The sequence below is a fragment of the Cerasicoccus frondis genome, assembly GCA_031296915.1.
Classification (GTDB): domain Bacteria; phylum Verrucomicrobiota; class Verrucomicrobiia; order Opitutales; family Cerasicoccaceae; genus Cerasicoccus; species Cerasicoccus frondis.
In genome coordinates, this window is record JAVDPC010000054.1 from 1 (window position 1) to 14,753 (window position 14,753).

General features: G+C 55.7%; 11 protein-coding genes. 7 read left to right on the forward strand and 4 right to left on the reverse strand.

The features are described 5' to 3' along the window. Positions 1-87 precede the first annotated feature (87 nt). Positions 88-1,056, forward strand: a complete 969-nt coding sequence (locus tag RBB63_RS23135) for a hypothetical protein (RefSeq protein WP_309387775.1) — start codon at positions 88-90, stop codon at positions 1,054-1,056. Positions 1,057-1,364: 308 nt separating this feature from the next. Here the strand turns inward: RBB63_RS23135 and RBB63_RS23140 are convergent, their stop codons facing one another. Beyond that, the gene (locus RBB63_RS23140) at positions 1,365-1,631 is read right to left on the reverse strand and encodes a hypothetical protein (RefSeq protein WP_309387776.1); all 267 of its coding nucleotides are present in this window, start codon (positions 1,629-1,631) and stop codon (positions 1,365-1,367) included. Positions 1,632-1,726: 95 nt separating this feature from the next. Between RBB63_RS23140 and RBB63_RS23145 the strand changes: the two genes are divergently transcribed. The 3 genes from RBB63_RS23145 (at position 1,727) to RBB63_RS23155 (ending at position 7,053) form a co-directional block, all read left to right on the forward strand. Next, positions 1,727-2,413 (forward strand): hypothetical protein, encoded by a 687-nt coding sequence (locus RBB63_RS23145; protein WP_309387778.1) that lies wholly within the window; start codon positions 1,727-1,729, stop codon positions 2,411-2,413. A gap of 6 nt (positions 2,414-2,419) precedes the next feature. After that, the gene (locus RBB63_RS23150) at positions 2,420-3,454 is read left to right on the forward strand and encodes a sulfotransferase family protein (protein WP_309387779.1); all 1,035 of its coding nucleotides are present in this window, start codon (positions 2,420-2,422) and stop codon (positions 3,452-3,454) included. A gap of 809 nt (positions 3,455-4,263) precedes the next feature. Continuing rightward, positions 4,264-7,053 (forward strand): alkaline phosphatase family protein, encoded by a 2,790-nt coding sequence (locus RBB63_RS23155; RefSeq protein ID WP_309387781.1) that lies wholly within the window; start codon positions 4,264-4,266, stop codon positions 7,051-7,053. Between the two features lie 57 nt (positions 7,054-7,110). On the opposite strand, the gene RBB63_RS23160 is transcribed toward RBB63_RS23155, so the two are convergent. Then, a complete protein-coding gene (locus tag RBB63_RS23160; protein WP_309387783.1) occupies positions 7,111-7,803 on the reverse strand; it encodes a hypothetical protein in 693 nt (230 codons plus the stop codon). A 137-nt stretch (positions 7,804-7,940) separates the two neighbouring features. On the opposite strand from RBB63_RS23160, the gene RBB63_RS23165 reads away from it, so the two are divergent. After that, complete coding sequence (locus RBB63_RS23165; RefSeq protein WP_309387785.1) at positions 7,941-10,052, forward strand: prenyltransferase/squalene oxidase repeat-containing protein; 2,112 nt, start codon at positions 7,941-7,943, stop codon at positions 10,050-10,052. Here RBB63_RS23165 and RBB63_RS23170 read toward each other — a convergent pair. Then, on the reverse strand, positions 10,009-10,266 hold the full coding sequence (locus RBB63_RS23170) for a Nif11-like leader peptide family natural product precursor (RefSeq protein ID WP_309387787.1): 258 nt from the start codon (positions 10,264-10,266) through the stop codon (positions 10,009-10,011). The two genes, RBB63_RS23165 and RBB63_RS23170, sit on opposite strands and share 44 nt — an antisense overlap. Before the next feature lie 47 nt (positions 10,267-10,313). Further along, on the reverse strand, positions 10,314-11,747 hold the full coding sequence (locus RBB63_RS23175; protein ID WP_309387788.1) for an O-antigen ligase family protein: 1,434 nt from the start codon (positions 11,745-11,747) through the stop codon (positions 10,314-10,316). A 193-nt stretch (positions 11,748-11,940) separates the two neighbouring features. Here RBB63_RS23175 and RBB63_RS23180 point away from each other — a divergent pair, with 193 nt between their 5' ends. Both RBB63_RS23180 and xrt read left to right on the forward strand, forming a co-directional pair. Further along, on the forward strand, positions 11,941-12,990 hold the full coding sequence (locus RBB63_RS23180; RefSeq protein ID WP_309387789.1) for a glycosyltransferase family 9 protein: 1,050 nt from the start codon (positions 11,941-11,943) through the stop codon (positions 12,988-12,990). Beyond that, complete coding sequence (gene xrt / locus RBB63_RS23185; RefSeq protein WP_309387790.1) at positions 12,987-14,630, forward strand: exosortase; 1,644 nt, start codon at positions 12,987-12,989, stop codon at positions 14,628-14,630. The genes RBB63_RS23180 and xrt overlap by 4 nt, the downstream gene beginning before the upstream one ends. Positions 14,631-14,753: the final 123 nt, after the last annotated feature.

A 14,753-nucleotide genomic window follows, 5' to 3' on the forward strand; every position in this document is an offset into this window, starting at 1 on the left:
CAACCACAAACAGCTCCTCAACCAGCTTAAACACTGGGTTCGAGAGGCCAATCAAAGCGCTTAGCTAGGTCAGCCCCTAATTTATTTATGTATCGTTCTACTCAGACTGACAGCATCTGGAACTGGGAGCCATTGGTGCAAATTGGAAATCACGATGCCAGCGATCCCATGCCCATCCTCTCAGACAATGGAGACATTTATCTGTTTTTTCGCCGAGCTGTTGATGGCGAAAGCGCAACTTCAGTCCGTAGTTTGGGGTACATCAAATCGTCTGATCACGGGAGCACATGGAGCTATTTCAACAACATCATTGATAACAGCGCAGGCAATCCGAACAACGATGACTACAAGTGGCTAACGACGATCTATAATGCAAAAGTCGTCCATGAGAGCGCCGATGGAATTTACCCGGAACGTTTTCTCATTTCCTGGATTCTCGCAGGTCGAAATGCTGACGGATCAGGCTACTATGACTCTGTCCATCGCAATGTCTACTTTGCCTACCTGAATCTGGACGACCACATCATGTATAGCGCGAATCAGGCGAGCTGTGGATCTATAGTTGATTACAATGACCACATGAATCGATGCCTGGTCTTCGATTCAGGCAACCCGAACACTGATGAGCATCGCATCGACTATATCACCATTCCCTCCTACGATCTGGATACCAACAACCACTTAGTGGCGTTCGAATCTCAGCACAGTACCTCAAATGCTTTCGGCATCAACATAGCAGTTCAAAACGGCGCCAGTTGGACGCGAACAAACTTAGGGCAATACAATGCGATCAACGATCTTGAACGATGGGATGACAATCGATTTCGGATCTACTTGAAACAGAGCAACGGCAACGTCAGACCAATTAAAACGCTGAATGGCTGGCAAACATGGTCTACTGAAGATGAGATAGTTGCACCTTATGAAATCGGTAATGTTCAACTAATCAGTAACCCAACCTCAGCATTCAAAGGGATCATCAAAACCTACGATGACTTAAATTGGGCCAACGCGAACTACACATCGGGCTATCATAACTATACCTTTGGATTTTAGAGCAATTCCAGTTTAATTGCCTGTTCACGCCAAGTTAGATGACAAGTGTTCAGGGTGTGTTCGAAAATGCAAAAAGCTATTTCAAGAGGTGGAGGCTGGTGTCTCTACCTTTTCCACACTCCTGGAAGCCTTTCGACCGAAAGATAACGAAGCTGATGGGAAAAAGCCATCCGGGGCCTGAACGGTCAAAATGAAAGATCGCAGCGTTAGCTTTTCACTCACGCACTTGCAGTGCGCTTCGTTCAAGCCGCCTTGCGCTGCATTCATTTTTACTCGTTCCATCAACAGTTTTAATTTGAAAACACTACCTAATGATGCGTCAGCCGCCGGAAGCCCCGTTTGAGGCTGTTCCAACGATGAAACTGCGCAGCTTCGGCTGGGCTTAGACATTGCAGGCCACAGTGGAAGCTGAGCTCGGCAAGTGATATGAGCAAAAGTCCGCTAATGAACTTTTGCCAAATGCTTGTTTCGGGCAGCCACCAAGGCAGTGGCGCAACAAGCCAGAGCGTGGTTGACAGCACGATCAGGCAGTAGCCCGCCATCATCATCCACCAACTATCCTCTCTGTCGTTCACTACAGCAACCTAACCCGATCAAGCCCAGACGTCAACGTAATCCCACACTCGCACAATGCTTGCCAAACCAAAACTGCGCTTGTAAACCAACTATCATGTCTCAATACCTCCCCCGACTCCTTACCCTTACAGTTTGCCTGATCCTGAGCAGCACATTGACGGAAGCCCGCATTGGCGAAAGCCGTTCCCAAGTCGAGCGCCGCGTCACGGACGACAACCGCGGCATCGTCATCGAAGATGAAGCATTGATCCGGCACTACCTCAACCAAACCAAGTTCAAAGATGCCCTCATCGGCGTGAACGACCGGGGCGAAATGGGCGTTCACGAAAACCTGGATCTAACCGTCGGCGTTTATTATAAAGTTGTCGGCAACGAACGCGCGTTCGAAAGCAAGCTCATCCAGAAGGAAGGCCGTAACGCAGGCAAGCCTGTGGACAACCCAGAGGGCTGGCTTTACTTCGTCGTCTATCACCGGGGCAAATCCGTGCTCGAAGCCTATCGCCACCTTGGCGGCGTCACCCAAGCCGAAATCAACGGACTCTTGGCGCGCAACCAGGGCGGCAGCAACTGGGCGCGCGGCAAATTGCCCGAAGAGAATTACCCGGACAAGGATTACAAACCGTTCCTCCCGCATAATTTCTACCGCAACGATAACGAAGTTCTGGCCAATCACGAAGGCGATACGGTGACGGTCTTCATGCTCGAGATAGACCGGCATCTCAACAAAACCAAACAGGAGCGCGAAAGCGAATCTGCGCCGGACAGCCTGGCGGGCTTCTAATTGAAGATGGGGGAAACGCGCGGTCACAACTCAAATAAGATCTCATCGCCAGCGCCCCGAGCGGGGGCCCCGCTCCCTCCTTCGCAGACCATCTACGTCCTCGGCGCCTTTCGCTCTGGAACCACACTGCTCCACAGCCTGCTCAATGCACACCCCGACATTGCGCTCATTTACGAGCTCAACCTGCACGAGCGCTTCCCGCTAATGCCCTCCCCCATCCCCCGCAATGACTGGCGGCAGCGTTGGGATTTCTGGAATGGTTCACTCTCCCGCATGGGCTTGCCAACGGATCGCGACCCGACTCCGCCCGTCACTTGGGATGACGCCGCAAAGCGGCTCTTTGCCGAATACGCCGCCAGTCAAGGCGCCCGTTACGGCGGTGAGAAAAGCCCGGTCTATGCACACTCGGCTCAGGCGTTACTGGCTGCCGAGCCAGAGGCGAAGTTCATTATCCTTTGGCGAGACCCCGCCGACATTTTACGCAGCATGCGACGCGCCGCGCTCAAGAGCCGTTACTTCAAGAAGCCGCTAATTGACGCCTGGTTCTTGGTCGGCCTGGAAAAGCTGCTCGCAGCGTTTGAGCAACCTCCAGCCAATGTCTGCCAGCTCAGCTACCATGAGTTGACCCTCAGCCCGGAGGAAACACTTCAACGCATCTGGCGCTTCCTGCAAGTAGACGAAAGCTGTGTCGATGCCGCGCAATTTGCGCCCGCGTTCGCCATCGGCAGCGAGGCCGACCTCCACCGCCCCCTGGCCAGCGGTAAAATCCACTCCCCGCCCACCCGCGAAGAAATCCTCAACCTAAGCGAACGCCAGAAAATTGCTCGCTACCGCCAAGCCTGGGCTCAGCGCTTTTCGCTGGAAGGCAAATTTTTGGAGTCTCCAGCAGACATGCCGAATTCCGAGCTCACCGCCCAAGAGGCCGCATTGGATCGCTTCGCCGCCAGGACATTTCAGGCTTACAACCGCGCCATACAATCCCTCTACCTCCGGGCGCCGCTTCCCCTGCTGCAAAAATACCGAACACAGCGTTCCAAGTAACTCCGGCGCCCAGCAGGTTGCTCCTGCTGCGACCAAGGGCATTTTAATCCATCTCCCCGGTGCATTTTACTTAACTGATAGTATCGAAATATTATATTGATAGTATCAATATGACCAACTGACATGGTCACTTTTTAAAACTGAGCATATCAGTTCACCCACAAAACCTGTAGCGTCGTAGTAAAAAGCGCTACTTCATTGGATGAGTTTACCTCAAGGCTTGGGTGCAGTTAATCCTGAAGGCAGTGTCCGTCAGCCCCTAGGGCCAACGGACATTCATTCTGAGCGCCAAAGGCGCGGTCTCATTCTAGCCTAGGGTCAGCAAGAAGCGAAGCGACGAAGCGCAGCCCTAGGAAGAATCAACAATGTTTCTTTGGAGTGCTGAAAGCACGGCCTCATGAAGCCGCCCCTTCAGGGCTTAGAGGTTTGTTTGTGTCCTGATACCTAGGGCTGCACTTCAGTCACGCTGCGACTTACGTTGACCCTAGGCTAGAATGGAATCGCACCTTTGGTGCTTATCTTCAGGGACTTATGATAATTCTACTCCTGGACGAATTCCTATTTTGAATGTCCGTCAGCCCCCAGGTTCTGTTCGAACAGGTGGAGCCCGGTGTCCCTACCGGGCTTGCTATTGCCCCTCCGTCAACCCGCTGGATGAAACAAGCCCGGTAGGGACACCGGGCTCCACCTTTTGAAATAGCTTTTTGCATTTTCGAACACTCCTTAGGCAGTGTGCCATGAGGCAACTTTCGTCTTGGCTCACTTAACCATGCGCAAGTAGGCTGCGAACTGACTCATTCATCCTTTCAATGCCCAAGAAAAAGCTACTACTCATTGGTTGGGACGCCGCCGACTGGCGCATGATTGATCCGCTGCTGGCCGCCGGAGAAATGCCCCACCTGCAAGGCCTGATCAACCGCGGCGCGCGCGGAAACCTCGCCACGATTTACCCGGCCCTGAGCCCCATGCTTTGGACGTCGATTGCCACGGGGAAGCGTCCCTACAAACACGGCATTCATGGTTTTAGCGAGCCGCTTCCCGACGGTTCAGGCGTGCGTCCCATCACCAACTTGAACCGGAGCACCAAGGCGCTCTGGAACATCCTGAGCCAGGAGAGTTTACGCTCGCTGGTTGTCGGTTGGTGGCCCTCGCATCCCGCAGAGCCGATCAATGGCGTCATGGTCTCCAACTTTTTCCATCAGGAAAAGGGCGAGGAAGGCAAGCCCAGCCCGTTGCCAATGAGCGCCGTTCACCCACCTGAGCTGGCGAAGTCGTTGCGCGAACTACGGGTCAACCCGATGGAAATCGAGGGTGAGCTTATCCGCCTCTTCGTGCCAGAGTATGAGCGCGTCGATCAGGCGAAAGACAAACGTCTGCATTCACTGGGCAAGACGCTGGCGGAAACCATGTCGATCCACGCTGCAGCCATGCATTTGCTGCCCCAGGAAGAATGGGATTTCGCGGCGATTTACTACGACTCCATCGATCACTTTGGGCACGGATTCATGAAGTATCATCCACCGCGTCTGGACTGGATCGAAGAGAAAGACTTTGAAATCTACCAGCACGTAATGGTCAACGCCTACCGCTACCATGACCTCATGCTCGGCGCCCTACTCCAGCACGTGGACGACGATACGACAGTGATCCTGATGAGCGATCACGGTTTCCACCCGGACCATAAACGCCCGAGCTATATTCCTGCTGAACCAGCAGGCCCTGCGGTCGAGCACGGGCACTTTGGCATCCTCTGCATGAGTGGACCGCAAATCGAGCCCAACTCCACGATTTATGGCGCCAGCCTGCTGGATATCTGCCCGAGCATTTTAGCGCTCATGGACCTGCCAACCGGCAAGGACATGGATGGCAAAGTGTTGACCAATGTCTTTAAAAACCAGCCACAGATCAAAACAATCGAAAGTTGGGATGACGTACCGGGCGAAGCGGGCATGCACCCGCAGGAGCAGCAATTAGACGCCGTTGCCTCTGCTCAAGCCTTCGAGCAATTGGTGGAGCTAGGCTATGTCGCACCACCCGCCGAAAACGTCCAGGATACGGTCAATCAAACGGTTCGGGAACTGAAATATAATTTGGCGCGCGCTTATGCGGATGGCAGTCGCTTCTGGGAAGCCATCGAATTGGCCGAAGAACTATGGGAAAATTGGCCCAAAGAGCATCGATTTGGCATTATGGTAGTCGAATATTTGGGCCAACTACAAGAGGCCGAGCGCAGGGGGCAGGCTTTGGATAAACTGCAAATGCGGATTATGCAGTACCGCAAGGAGGCCCAAATCGAACTGGATGATTTCAAGGCTGAACTGGAAAAAGCTCCCAAAGAGGAACTCTCCCCCCAAGAGAGAGCGAAACTGCATCACCTGCGTGAACTCACGTTTCCACGCACGATGATGCTGGAGTGGATGATGCTCAGCCAGGCCATGCTGGAAGGCCGGGCCAACGACGCGATGGCGCGGATCCAGGAATTAGCGTCGATGCCTGATCTACCAGCAGACATTCGCGAGAAAATCTCCAACGCCATGGTGATGGTGGGTGAGACGGACGAAGCTGAAACGTGGCTGAAGCAAATGGTGCGGGATGACCCGCAAAACTACGCAGCCCACGCCAACCTGGCCAAAGTTTACCTCAAAACCAAGCGCTACGAAGCAGCGATTGAAGCAGCAGTGGATTCCCTAAGCCTGATCTATTTTCAGCCAGCTCTGCACACACTGCTAGGCAAAGCGCTCTTGCACAGCGGACGCTACGGGGATGCTGAACAAACCTTGCAGGTCGCCCTTTCACAACACGCTTATCAACCACTCGCTCACGAGTTGCTGGTCGAGCTTTACCGCAAGCATCTAAATCGACCAGAGCTTGCGGATGACCACGAGTCAATCGCCACAACACTTCGCTTCGAACTACAGAACCGGGATTCTAAAAAAGTTCCCAAAGCCAAGGCCGCGTCACAGCTTTCCATTAACGAGATCCTGCCGCTAAGCAGCCAGGCCCCTGAACCGTTCGCCCCGCCGGTCGATCCGCAAGAACGCATTACAATTGTATCCGGCCTACCACGAAGCGGCACCTCGATGATGATGCAGTTGCTCACTGCGGGAGGCATTGAAGCACTCAGCGATAACCAGCGCATTGCCGACGAAGGCAACCCGCTCGGCTACTTCGAGTTCGAGCAAGCCAGCGAATTACAGAAAAACCGTAACTGGCTGCCCCGGGCCCGCGGGAAAGCGGTCAAAATTGTTGCTCAGTTGCTCAACCGACTGCCCGCCAATGAGCATTATCAAATCATTTTCATGCGTCGGGATCTGGATGAAGTCGTGGCTTCGCAGAAAAAACTACTCGATCAGATGAAGCGCACAGGTTCTCAAATGGACTCCGAAAAGCTGAAGCAGACCTACGCCGAGCAGCTCAGACGCATCATGACTTGGCTGACGCCACGCAACAATATCCGAGTGCTCGTCGTGGATTACCACGAAATCCTCAGCAATGCAGAGCCCACAATCGTTCAGATTGCCGATATGCTGGAGCGGCCTTTCGATCAGGCCGCCGCCGGTACTGCGGTGCGCCCCGAGCTACATCGGCAAAAGGCATAGAGTCAACAAAACGCCACCCGTTACCCGGCGGCGTTTGGGAGAAAAGTCTTTCTGGGCTTAGGCTTCAGCTTGCTGCTTATCAGCAGTCGCTTGCTTACGCTTACGCCAAGCAACAATGCCGCCCAAAGCCAGCGCCCCAAAAGCGCTCATCGTCACGGTCGACGCTTCGGGAATCGCGCTTGCGCCAGCGCCCATGGCAATGGTGGCGCCGGTATCGTCGTAGGCCCAACTATGCAGCGTCACCAGCGGGTCGGTGGTCGGGCCAATTATCTGGCTTAACTCCGCCCAACCATAGCGCGTCGCGCCCCCTGCTGTGCTGTCATTAAAAGAAAAAGCCATATACTGATTACTGAAGGAACCTGCTCCAAAGGTGGCCGACGATGCATTCACAAGCCCCAATCGCCCATTAGTTGCACTTGAGAGGCCTACCGCGTTAAAGGTGGGCCCGGCGCCCGTAATGGCGACGTCAGTTCCGGATACGCGAATCTGCGCTAGCGTTCCGCCATTGTTGTATACTCCGACCCGGTTGCCGTAAATAGCGTTAGAGCTGCGTTCAATTGTCAGCCCTACGGTGCCTGGTAAGTTCAGCGTGTAATTCTCAACTCCACTGCCACCGAAACCAATTTGCTCGTTGAGCGTGCCAGAATAAACGATAGCAGCGTCACTCACGGACGGCAGCGCTGCGGCTCCAACTGAAAGCGTCAGGAGCGATTTAAGCTTGGGATTCGCAGTAGTAGAGTGTTCCTTCATAAAAGATAACTGAATCTAAACTTAAACCATTTCTAAATGACAACTATAAAATCGATCCCCCACAGCCCGGCGCCCCCAAAAGCCTGTATAAGCTCGTAAAATGCAGCATTCTTAAACGTAATGCCTCTCATATAGCCATGGGCGACATCCTCACCACCACGCTTGGAATTATTGACCGCCATCTGCGGAGCGAACTGTTCAATGCTAGCACATTTGATCAGGTGCGGCGAACGATGAGCCAGTTGGCGCCCTGCTATCCGATGCGGATGGGCTTTGAGTGTCGCCTCGCCAAATACGATGACGCCGTTGACGTCCAACAATGCTTTTCATCGAAATCCGGAGAACCGCAAAGCTTGATGCAATTCGCCGGAGAAATGGCGAACCAGCCGAATAACTTGGCGCAAGACGACTGGCGGCGCATTCACCTGTTTGCCCAGCATTGGCGGAATGCCGAGTCGCCGATGCATGAGGCTATTAATGAATTCTGGCTGGAGTTTGATCAATCTACAACAGACCAGTCCAGCAGCTCGCCCTCGGTGTTCTTTGGCTTTGATAAAAACAACTTTTCCGTCCGGGAGTGCTTGCCCATCACCAAGCATGCATTGGTGATACTGGCTACCTCAGCCCTGAACCCCAATATAATGACCCACCTGAACCGCTGCGCAGAAGCATGTGGCGACGAAGGCAGCATTGAGCACATCGGCGTAATGTTGTCGCGCACCACCAGCATGCTACGGGTCAACATCAATGATCTGCCGCTGGATAGAGCCGCTGAATTCCTGGCCCAGATTGGATGGCCAGGAAAAATCGACGACTTACTGCCAACACTAATCAAGCTCAGCGCCTTTGCCGACGGCATAAAGCTCTGCTTGGACATCGGTGAACAGATTTCGCCCAATATTGGCCTCGAATGCTTCATCGAAAATTCATTGGACTTGATAGAGCGATGGAATCTCCTCTTGCAATGCCTGGTCAACGAGGGGTTGTGCTCTATCCAAAAGAAAAAGGCGTTATTGGAATGGCCGGGCCATGTAGACCCCTCGCAAACCCCCAATCATTGGCCAGACGAAGCGATTACTCGCTCCCTGCCTCTCGAGAACGATCAATTTAGCGCACTCAGTCGGGAGATCACCCACATTAAAGTCAACATGGCGCCCGACGGTCAAAAACAGGCCAAAGCTTACTTTGGATTTTATTATACCTGGTTGATTCCCAAGCCGCCTGACAAGACACTGCCGCCCCCAAATATCCGAATACCATCCGACCGGACGTCCACCTCCCGGCAGGTCATTGAGGACGTTATGGCAAAGGGCCTTGATTACTTACTTAAAGCGCGAAAACCAACTGGCTGGTGGCATGACTACGCCGATTTAGGTAATGACGGTCCAAGTGATGTTTGGATCTCGGCCTATGTGGCCCTCGTGCTTTCTGAACAGCCTGATCCGCAATGCCAGCGCGCCGCTCGCTGGATTTGGCAATTGCTGCAACACCGAGGTCTTCAGTCGGGAGGCTGGGGATGGAGTGACGTCATCCTGCCCGATGCGGACAGCACGATTTGGGGGTTACTTCTGGGCTATTCGCTGGGCGAGAAAAATTCTCCTCGCATTGAGGCCGCCAAGCGTTTTCTCACCGAACACCAACTACCGAGCGGTGGCTTTGCCTGCTATATCCATCGTTATTACTTTGAAGCGACCGGCAATACGACGCCCCCACCCGCCATAAAAGGCTGGTTCGAAGAAAATATGTGCATCACGGCGGCGAGCTCACGTTTACCAGAGTATTCTGAGCAAATCTGCGCCCGGCTTCGGAAAATGCAGCAGGAGGACGGCCACTGGAATGCCTACTGGTGGCCCGATGTCGAATACTCCACCATGCTGGCGACGCTCGGTTTGGCGCAAGCCTGCGATCCCGCGAATGAATCTTCTCTGGAGTCGGCGCGACAATGGGCCGCCCAGCGGATCAGCCCAAGCGGGTATGTTTGCACCAGCCATTACCCTGAAGGCTCTATTTTCGCGACTGCTTGCTGCGCCCGCATCCTCCTGCAAGCCAAGGTGACTGAAGCCTACCGCGAGCCTCTGGAAAGAGCACTCAAAGTGCTGATAGATAGTCAATTGGATATGGGCTGTTGGCCCTCCAGCGCCATAATGTATACGCCACAGCACGATATGACACTGCTGCACGACGCCCGCTCGGTCTGCACCACGGCTACGGTGATTGCGGCGTTGCAGGCATATTGTTCACAGCTTTAAAACTGGTCCGCCCGCGATGGCGCATCATGCGCATTTCCCAGTCGTGCGAATAAGCGACGCGTAAGTCTTCGGCGGTAAAATTGAAGCCTGCACCCTCGCCAATGGCAACGATGTCGTCCAGTGAGGCCGTTTCCACAATGACGGCGACCTTTGCCCGCAAGGCGTCATCCTGACGAATCGATCGCATGAATTCCGTAGCGCTGGAAATCGACATAGCCTGACGCTAAGGCAGCACTGAAAAACTATGCGAACTAAAACTGATTACTCAGCGCTTTCGTCCTGGGCCTCTTCCTGAACCTGCATCCAGCAGCCTTGCCCCAGTCCAAGGAACAGCCAAAATAACACCGCGCCCATTGGGCCTTCCAAGACCACTTGAAACAGAGCGCCAATGAAAATAACCAGCGCCATTGTCGTATAAAGCAATGGCCTGGCAATGGGCTCCTTTGCCTTTTGCCGGATAACCATGCGGATCAATTGCCCGCCCAGGAATAGAAAGAGCAAGCCCAAGCAAGCAACGCCCACCAGCCCCGTTCGACCAAAGACGGTGAGCATGAAATTATGCGGACTACGCGCCGAAAACCGGTCATTGCCAGTGGGGAAATACTCCTGCACAAACGGGTTGGCCAAGTTGTAGCCAAAGCCCAGACCGAAGACGGGCCCGTGCTCGAAAACATGCTGCGTTAGCGAACGCCACCAAACGAGACGGAAGCGGTTGTTATCACCCGTATCCACACTGTCGGGATTCTGATAGTCGTAGCGGCCGGTCACATCAACCAGCGACACGCCATGCTCAAAGGCGGCGTAGAGCGGACTTTCCGTGAGTCGGTTTTCGCGTAGTAGATCCGCGCCGATGACCATTCCGGCGCCAAGGATGCCAACAATGATCAACTTCGGCACGATGCGCCAATGTCCGGCCAGCACCATGATCACCACTCCGACCGCCGCCCCGACGATTGCTGAACGCGCCAGGCTGAGAAACAACGCCCCGGCACAAGCGCCCATGCCGAGCAGTAGAAATGCTTTGGCTGCTGGATGACGAAACCTCAGCGACAAGACATAGAAGTAGAAAATACCCGCCGCAGCGAAGATTCCCATTAAATCCCCCTTATACCAAATGATCGGTGAGCCACGATAGGTGATGAGGGAAAACCAGTCTGGACGCAAAAGGAAGATGACGTAGCCGATGCACGACAGGTAAAAGCCAACCGCGATCCCTATTTCCAGCACCTGCAACGAACGCGCATTACGCGCCAACGAGAGTCCGGCAAAAAAGATCACCGCATAATAGACCATCGCGAAGTCGCGCACCGCAGTAAACCCCATCCGCGGCAAATCAAACAGCATGTGGACCGAGGAAGTTAAGATCCACAGCAAGAGGAACCCTGTCACCGCATTGAACCGAAATGGCAGATCGCGCTCCAAGGGGATGCGCAACGCTAACGCGATCACGGCCACCATCACGCCCGCCTCTCCCGGTAAGAGCGGCAGCCCGCCCGGCATCAACTGCGCAAAACCGCGGTTCCCCACCAGATAGCCCACGATGAGCATGGCCATGAAAGGCGCCTCCCAGTGGCAACGCGTCACCGAAACGATAACCACATACGCCAGGCCTGCAGTGAAGAGCAGCGTCACGCCCAGGCTGCCGGTTCCCGCCTGCCAACCCAGCAAGACCGCCAGCAACAAGCCGGCGATCATCACAAGAGGTCGCATTATGGCGGGCGCCCAATACATGCGCCCAACATGTCGCAATCCACCGCGAGCGCCAATCATTTTTGCTTGGCCAAACGAGGCAGGGTTGCGGTTTAATAACGCCATCGCTACGGATGCTGCCAATTGCTCACGCCGATGCCTCTTCATTGAATTGTGGGGGCTGGGCGACGCCGTTCTCATGACGCACGCCCTGCAGGCCGCCATCAACGCGGGCGACGACGTCACCGTGCTGACCAAACCCGCTTCACGCGCGTTGCTGGAACCCACGTTCCCCACTATTCGCTGGGTTGAGCTTACCGCGCCCTGGACTGCCCACCGTGGCAAATACCGCCTCTGGCAATGGAACTGGCGTCAGTTGGCGTCAACGATTCGCCGCCTGCGCGCGCTGCGAATCGACGACGCATTCTCTGCCCGTCCCGATCCACGCGATCATTTGCTGATGTGGCTCATCGGCGCAAAGCATCGACGGAGCTATCAACACGCCTGGGGCAAACCATTCCTCAATGCCGGACTCGACTGGCCCAATGAAGCGAGACACCGCGCGGAAGATTGGCGCGCTCTCGCAGCAAGCGCCGGGTTGACGCCGACTGAACGACCCAATCTACCAGCAGACGCCTACGCTGAGTCCCTGCCTGCAGCGCTTAAAAATCTGCCGCGACCGTGGGTGCTCCTCCACACGGGCGCGGCTCAGCCGACACGACGCTGGCCCGAGGAGCACTGGCGCAGAGTCATTGCCGAACTACGGGGGCAGTCTGAGTTTTCACTAATCCTGATGCCCGACCCAACCGGACACGGCGAAGGGCTGAAGCCCATCGCCAACGTGACACTCGATTCGGTTTCACTCCCTACACTGGCGGCAACCTTGGCCGCAGCGGACGCTGTCCTCGCGCACGACTCCGGCCCGATGCATATCGCGGCGGCCTTCGGGACGCCTGTCTTCGCCATCATGGGCCCCAACCTACCGGTGCGTTTCGGCCCCTGCCACCCCGACGCCGCCTTCCTGCATGACCCGCAATGTCCGCACTTTCCCTGCAAGGATTATTGCCACTTCGAGGAACCACGCTGCATTACCCACTTCAGCGCTGAGCGTTGTTTAGAAACGTTGATTCCGTGGCTAGAAATGAGGCTTGAAAATGGGAGGGCGATGCTTCGTCATCGCCGTTCGACTCCCCCCGTCCCAGGCGTCGGCGATGACGGAGCATCGCCCTCCACCCACCAAAGGCCATGACATCCAAGACTCAACGCATCGCCTGGATTGGCGCGGCGCTGCTCGGCGTCGCGGGCTTTGTGCTGTTTCAATTTTACGGCAGCAACGTGCGCTCGTATTTCAACACGGCGTCGCTCTTTGCCTGGTGGGGCCTGCAATGGATCAACCCGCGCAGCCAGACTGAATACGGCCCCATTATCCTGCTGGCGTCGGCTGGGCTGGCGGTCTGGAACTGGCGGCGCACCTCGGAAGACAGCGCCGCACCACGCCCATGGACTTCACTTACGCTGATCCTGATCGGCTTGGCGCTTCACGCAATGGGCCTTGTGATCGAGCAGGCGCGCGTATCGATCGTTGGCCTGTTGTTTTTCGTGAATGGCCTGGCTTGGTTGGCTGGAGGGCGCCGCGCTGGTCGGGCGACGGCTTTTCCACTCGCATTTCTGCTCTTCGCCCTGCCGCTGGAGTTCCTGTTCGACGAGTTCGGCTTTTACCTGCGTCTGGCGGTCATTCAAAGCTCCACCGCCCTCGCCCACGGAATCGGCATTGAGGTCATTCGCAACGGCACGCACCTGATCGCGCCCGATGGCGCGTTTAATTACGACGTCGAGCCTGCATGCTCGGGCATCCGCTCGCTGGTGGCGCTGACCGCGCTCACGGTGCTGGTTGGCTACTGCTGCTTTCGCACGTGGTGGCGGCGCGGACTGCTCCTCGTCGTGGCGTTTCCCTTTGCCTACTTAGGCAATGTGCTGCGCATTTTCACGATCATACTCGCGGCCGAATGGATCAGCCAGGACGCCGGTCTGCTCGTGCATGAATGGTTCGGCTTCATCGTGTTCGTGGTGGTGCTCGGGCTGGCGCTGGCCACCGTTTCTGCTCTGGAAAAATGGCTGCCCGAAAAGCCGATAACCTCTGCTGGCGCCCCGATCAAGCAGCCTCCCCCCTCAGCCCAAATTGCAACCGCTTTCGGTGTCGGTCTTCTTGGGGTCATGCTTTGCGGGCTCTTCGCGGCGAAGGTCGACGACCTCGGACGCAGCGCCGAAGCAGGCGTGCGTCTGACCGCCGATGGCTCAGCTCCCCGCCCCTTGCCAACGTTGCTGGGCGATAACCTGGAGTGGCTCGGGAAAAGCGCGCCCATCAGCGAAGTCGAACGCCAAGTGCTTCCCGACGACACCGGATTTTCCCGCAGTAACTACGTTCACTTGGGCGGCAAGGAGTTCGTTTATTTCTCAATCGTGCTGTCGGGAAAAGGGCGCGGCGCCATCCACCGGCCAGAGCTTTGCCTCGTGGGTCAGGGCTGGACCATTGAAGCGCGGAGCATCCACACCTTCGAAGTCCCCGGCATGCCGGATGGGCTGCAAGCTTCAGTCCTGGAAATTGAACGCACGGTACGCACGGCAGATGGGGAGCAAAAGATTCCTGGCCTGTTCGCCTACTGGTTTGTCGGCCGTGACCGCATTGCCCCGACCAACAGCGAGCGCCTTGCCTGGTTTGCCTGGGATCGACTGACCCGCATGCAAAGCCATCGCTGGGCCTATCTGTTCGCGCAAACCGATTGCCCCGATGGGCGCGAAGCTGGCATGGCTCGACTGCAATCTGTGATCACCGAAATTGTGCCCGTCGTGCAAACTGCGGGTATGGATGGAAGCGAGCCGCCGCAATAGCGGCCCTGTTCCACCTTCCTAGAGCACTTTTCATCTAGATTGGCCGGATCAGGCCGCAGTGATTTTTCGTGTCCAGCAAGGCGGCTTGAGCGTCGCAGGCTGGAAGCCTGTGAGCGAAAAGCC

Excerpts from the sequence above, each read along its gene's own strand:
- RBB63_RS23175 (WP_309387788.1), bottom strand. The coding sequence starts at position 11,747 with ATGATCGCCGGCTTGTTGCTGGCGGTCTTGCTGGGTTGGCAGGCGGGA.
- RBB63_RS23160 (WP_309387783.1), bottom strand. The coding sequence starts at position 7,803 with ATGAAGGAACACTCTACTACTGCGAATCCCAAGCTTAAATCGCTCCTG.
- RBB63_RS23170 (WP_309387787.1), bottom strand. The coding sequence starts at position 10,266 with ATGTCGATTTCCAGCGCTACGGAATTCATGCGATCGATTCGTCAGGAT.
- RBB63_RS23155 (WP_309387781.1), top strand. The coding sequence starts at position 4,264 with ATGCCCAAGAAAAAGCTACTACTCATTGGTTGGGACGCCGCCGACTGG.
- RBB63_RS23165 (WP_309387785.1), top strand. The coding sequence starts at position 7,941 with ATGGGCGACATCCTCACCACCACGCTTGGAATTATTGACCGCCATCTG.
- RBB63_RS23145 (WP_309387778.1), top strand. The coding sequence starts at position 1,727 with ATGTCTCAATACCTCCCCCGACTCCTTACCCTTACAGTTTGCCTGATC.
- RBB63_RS23180 (WP_309387789.1), top strand. The coding sequence starts at position 11,941 with ATGACGCACGCCCTGCAGGCCGCCATCAACGCGGGCGACGACGTCACC.
- RBB63_RS23150 (WP_309387779.1), top strand. The coding sequence starts at position 2,420 with ATGGGGGAAACGCGCGGTCACAACTCAAATAAGATCTCATCGCCAGCG.
- RBB63_RS23135 (WP_309387775.1), top strand. The coding sequence starts at position 88 with ATGTATCGTTCTACTCAGACTGACAGCATCTGGAACTGGGAGCCATTG.
- xrt (WP_309387790.1), top strand. The coding sequence starts at position 12,987 with ATGACATCCAAGACTCAACGCATCGCCTGGATTGGCGCGGCGCTGCTC.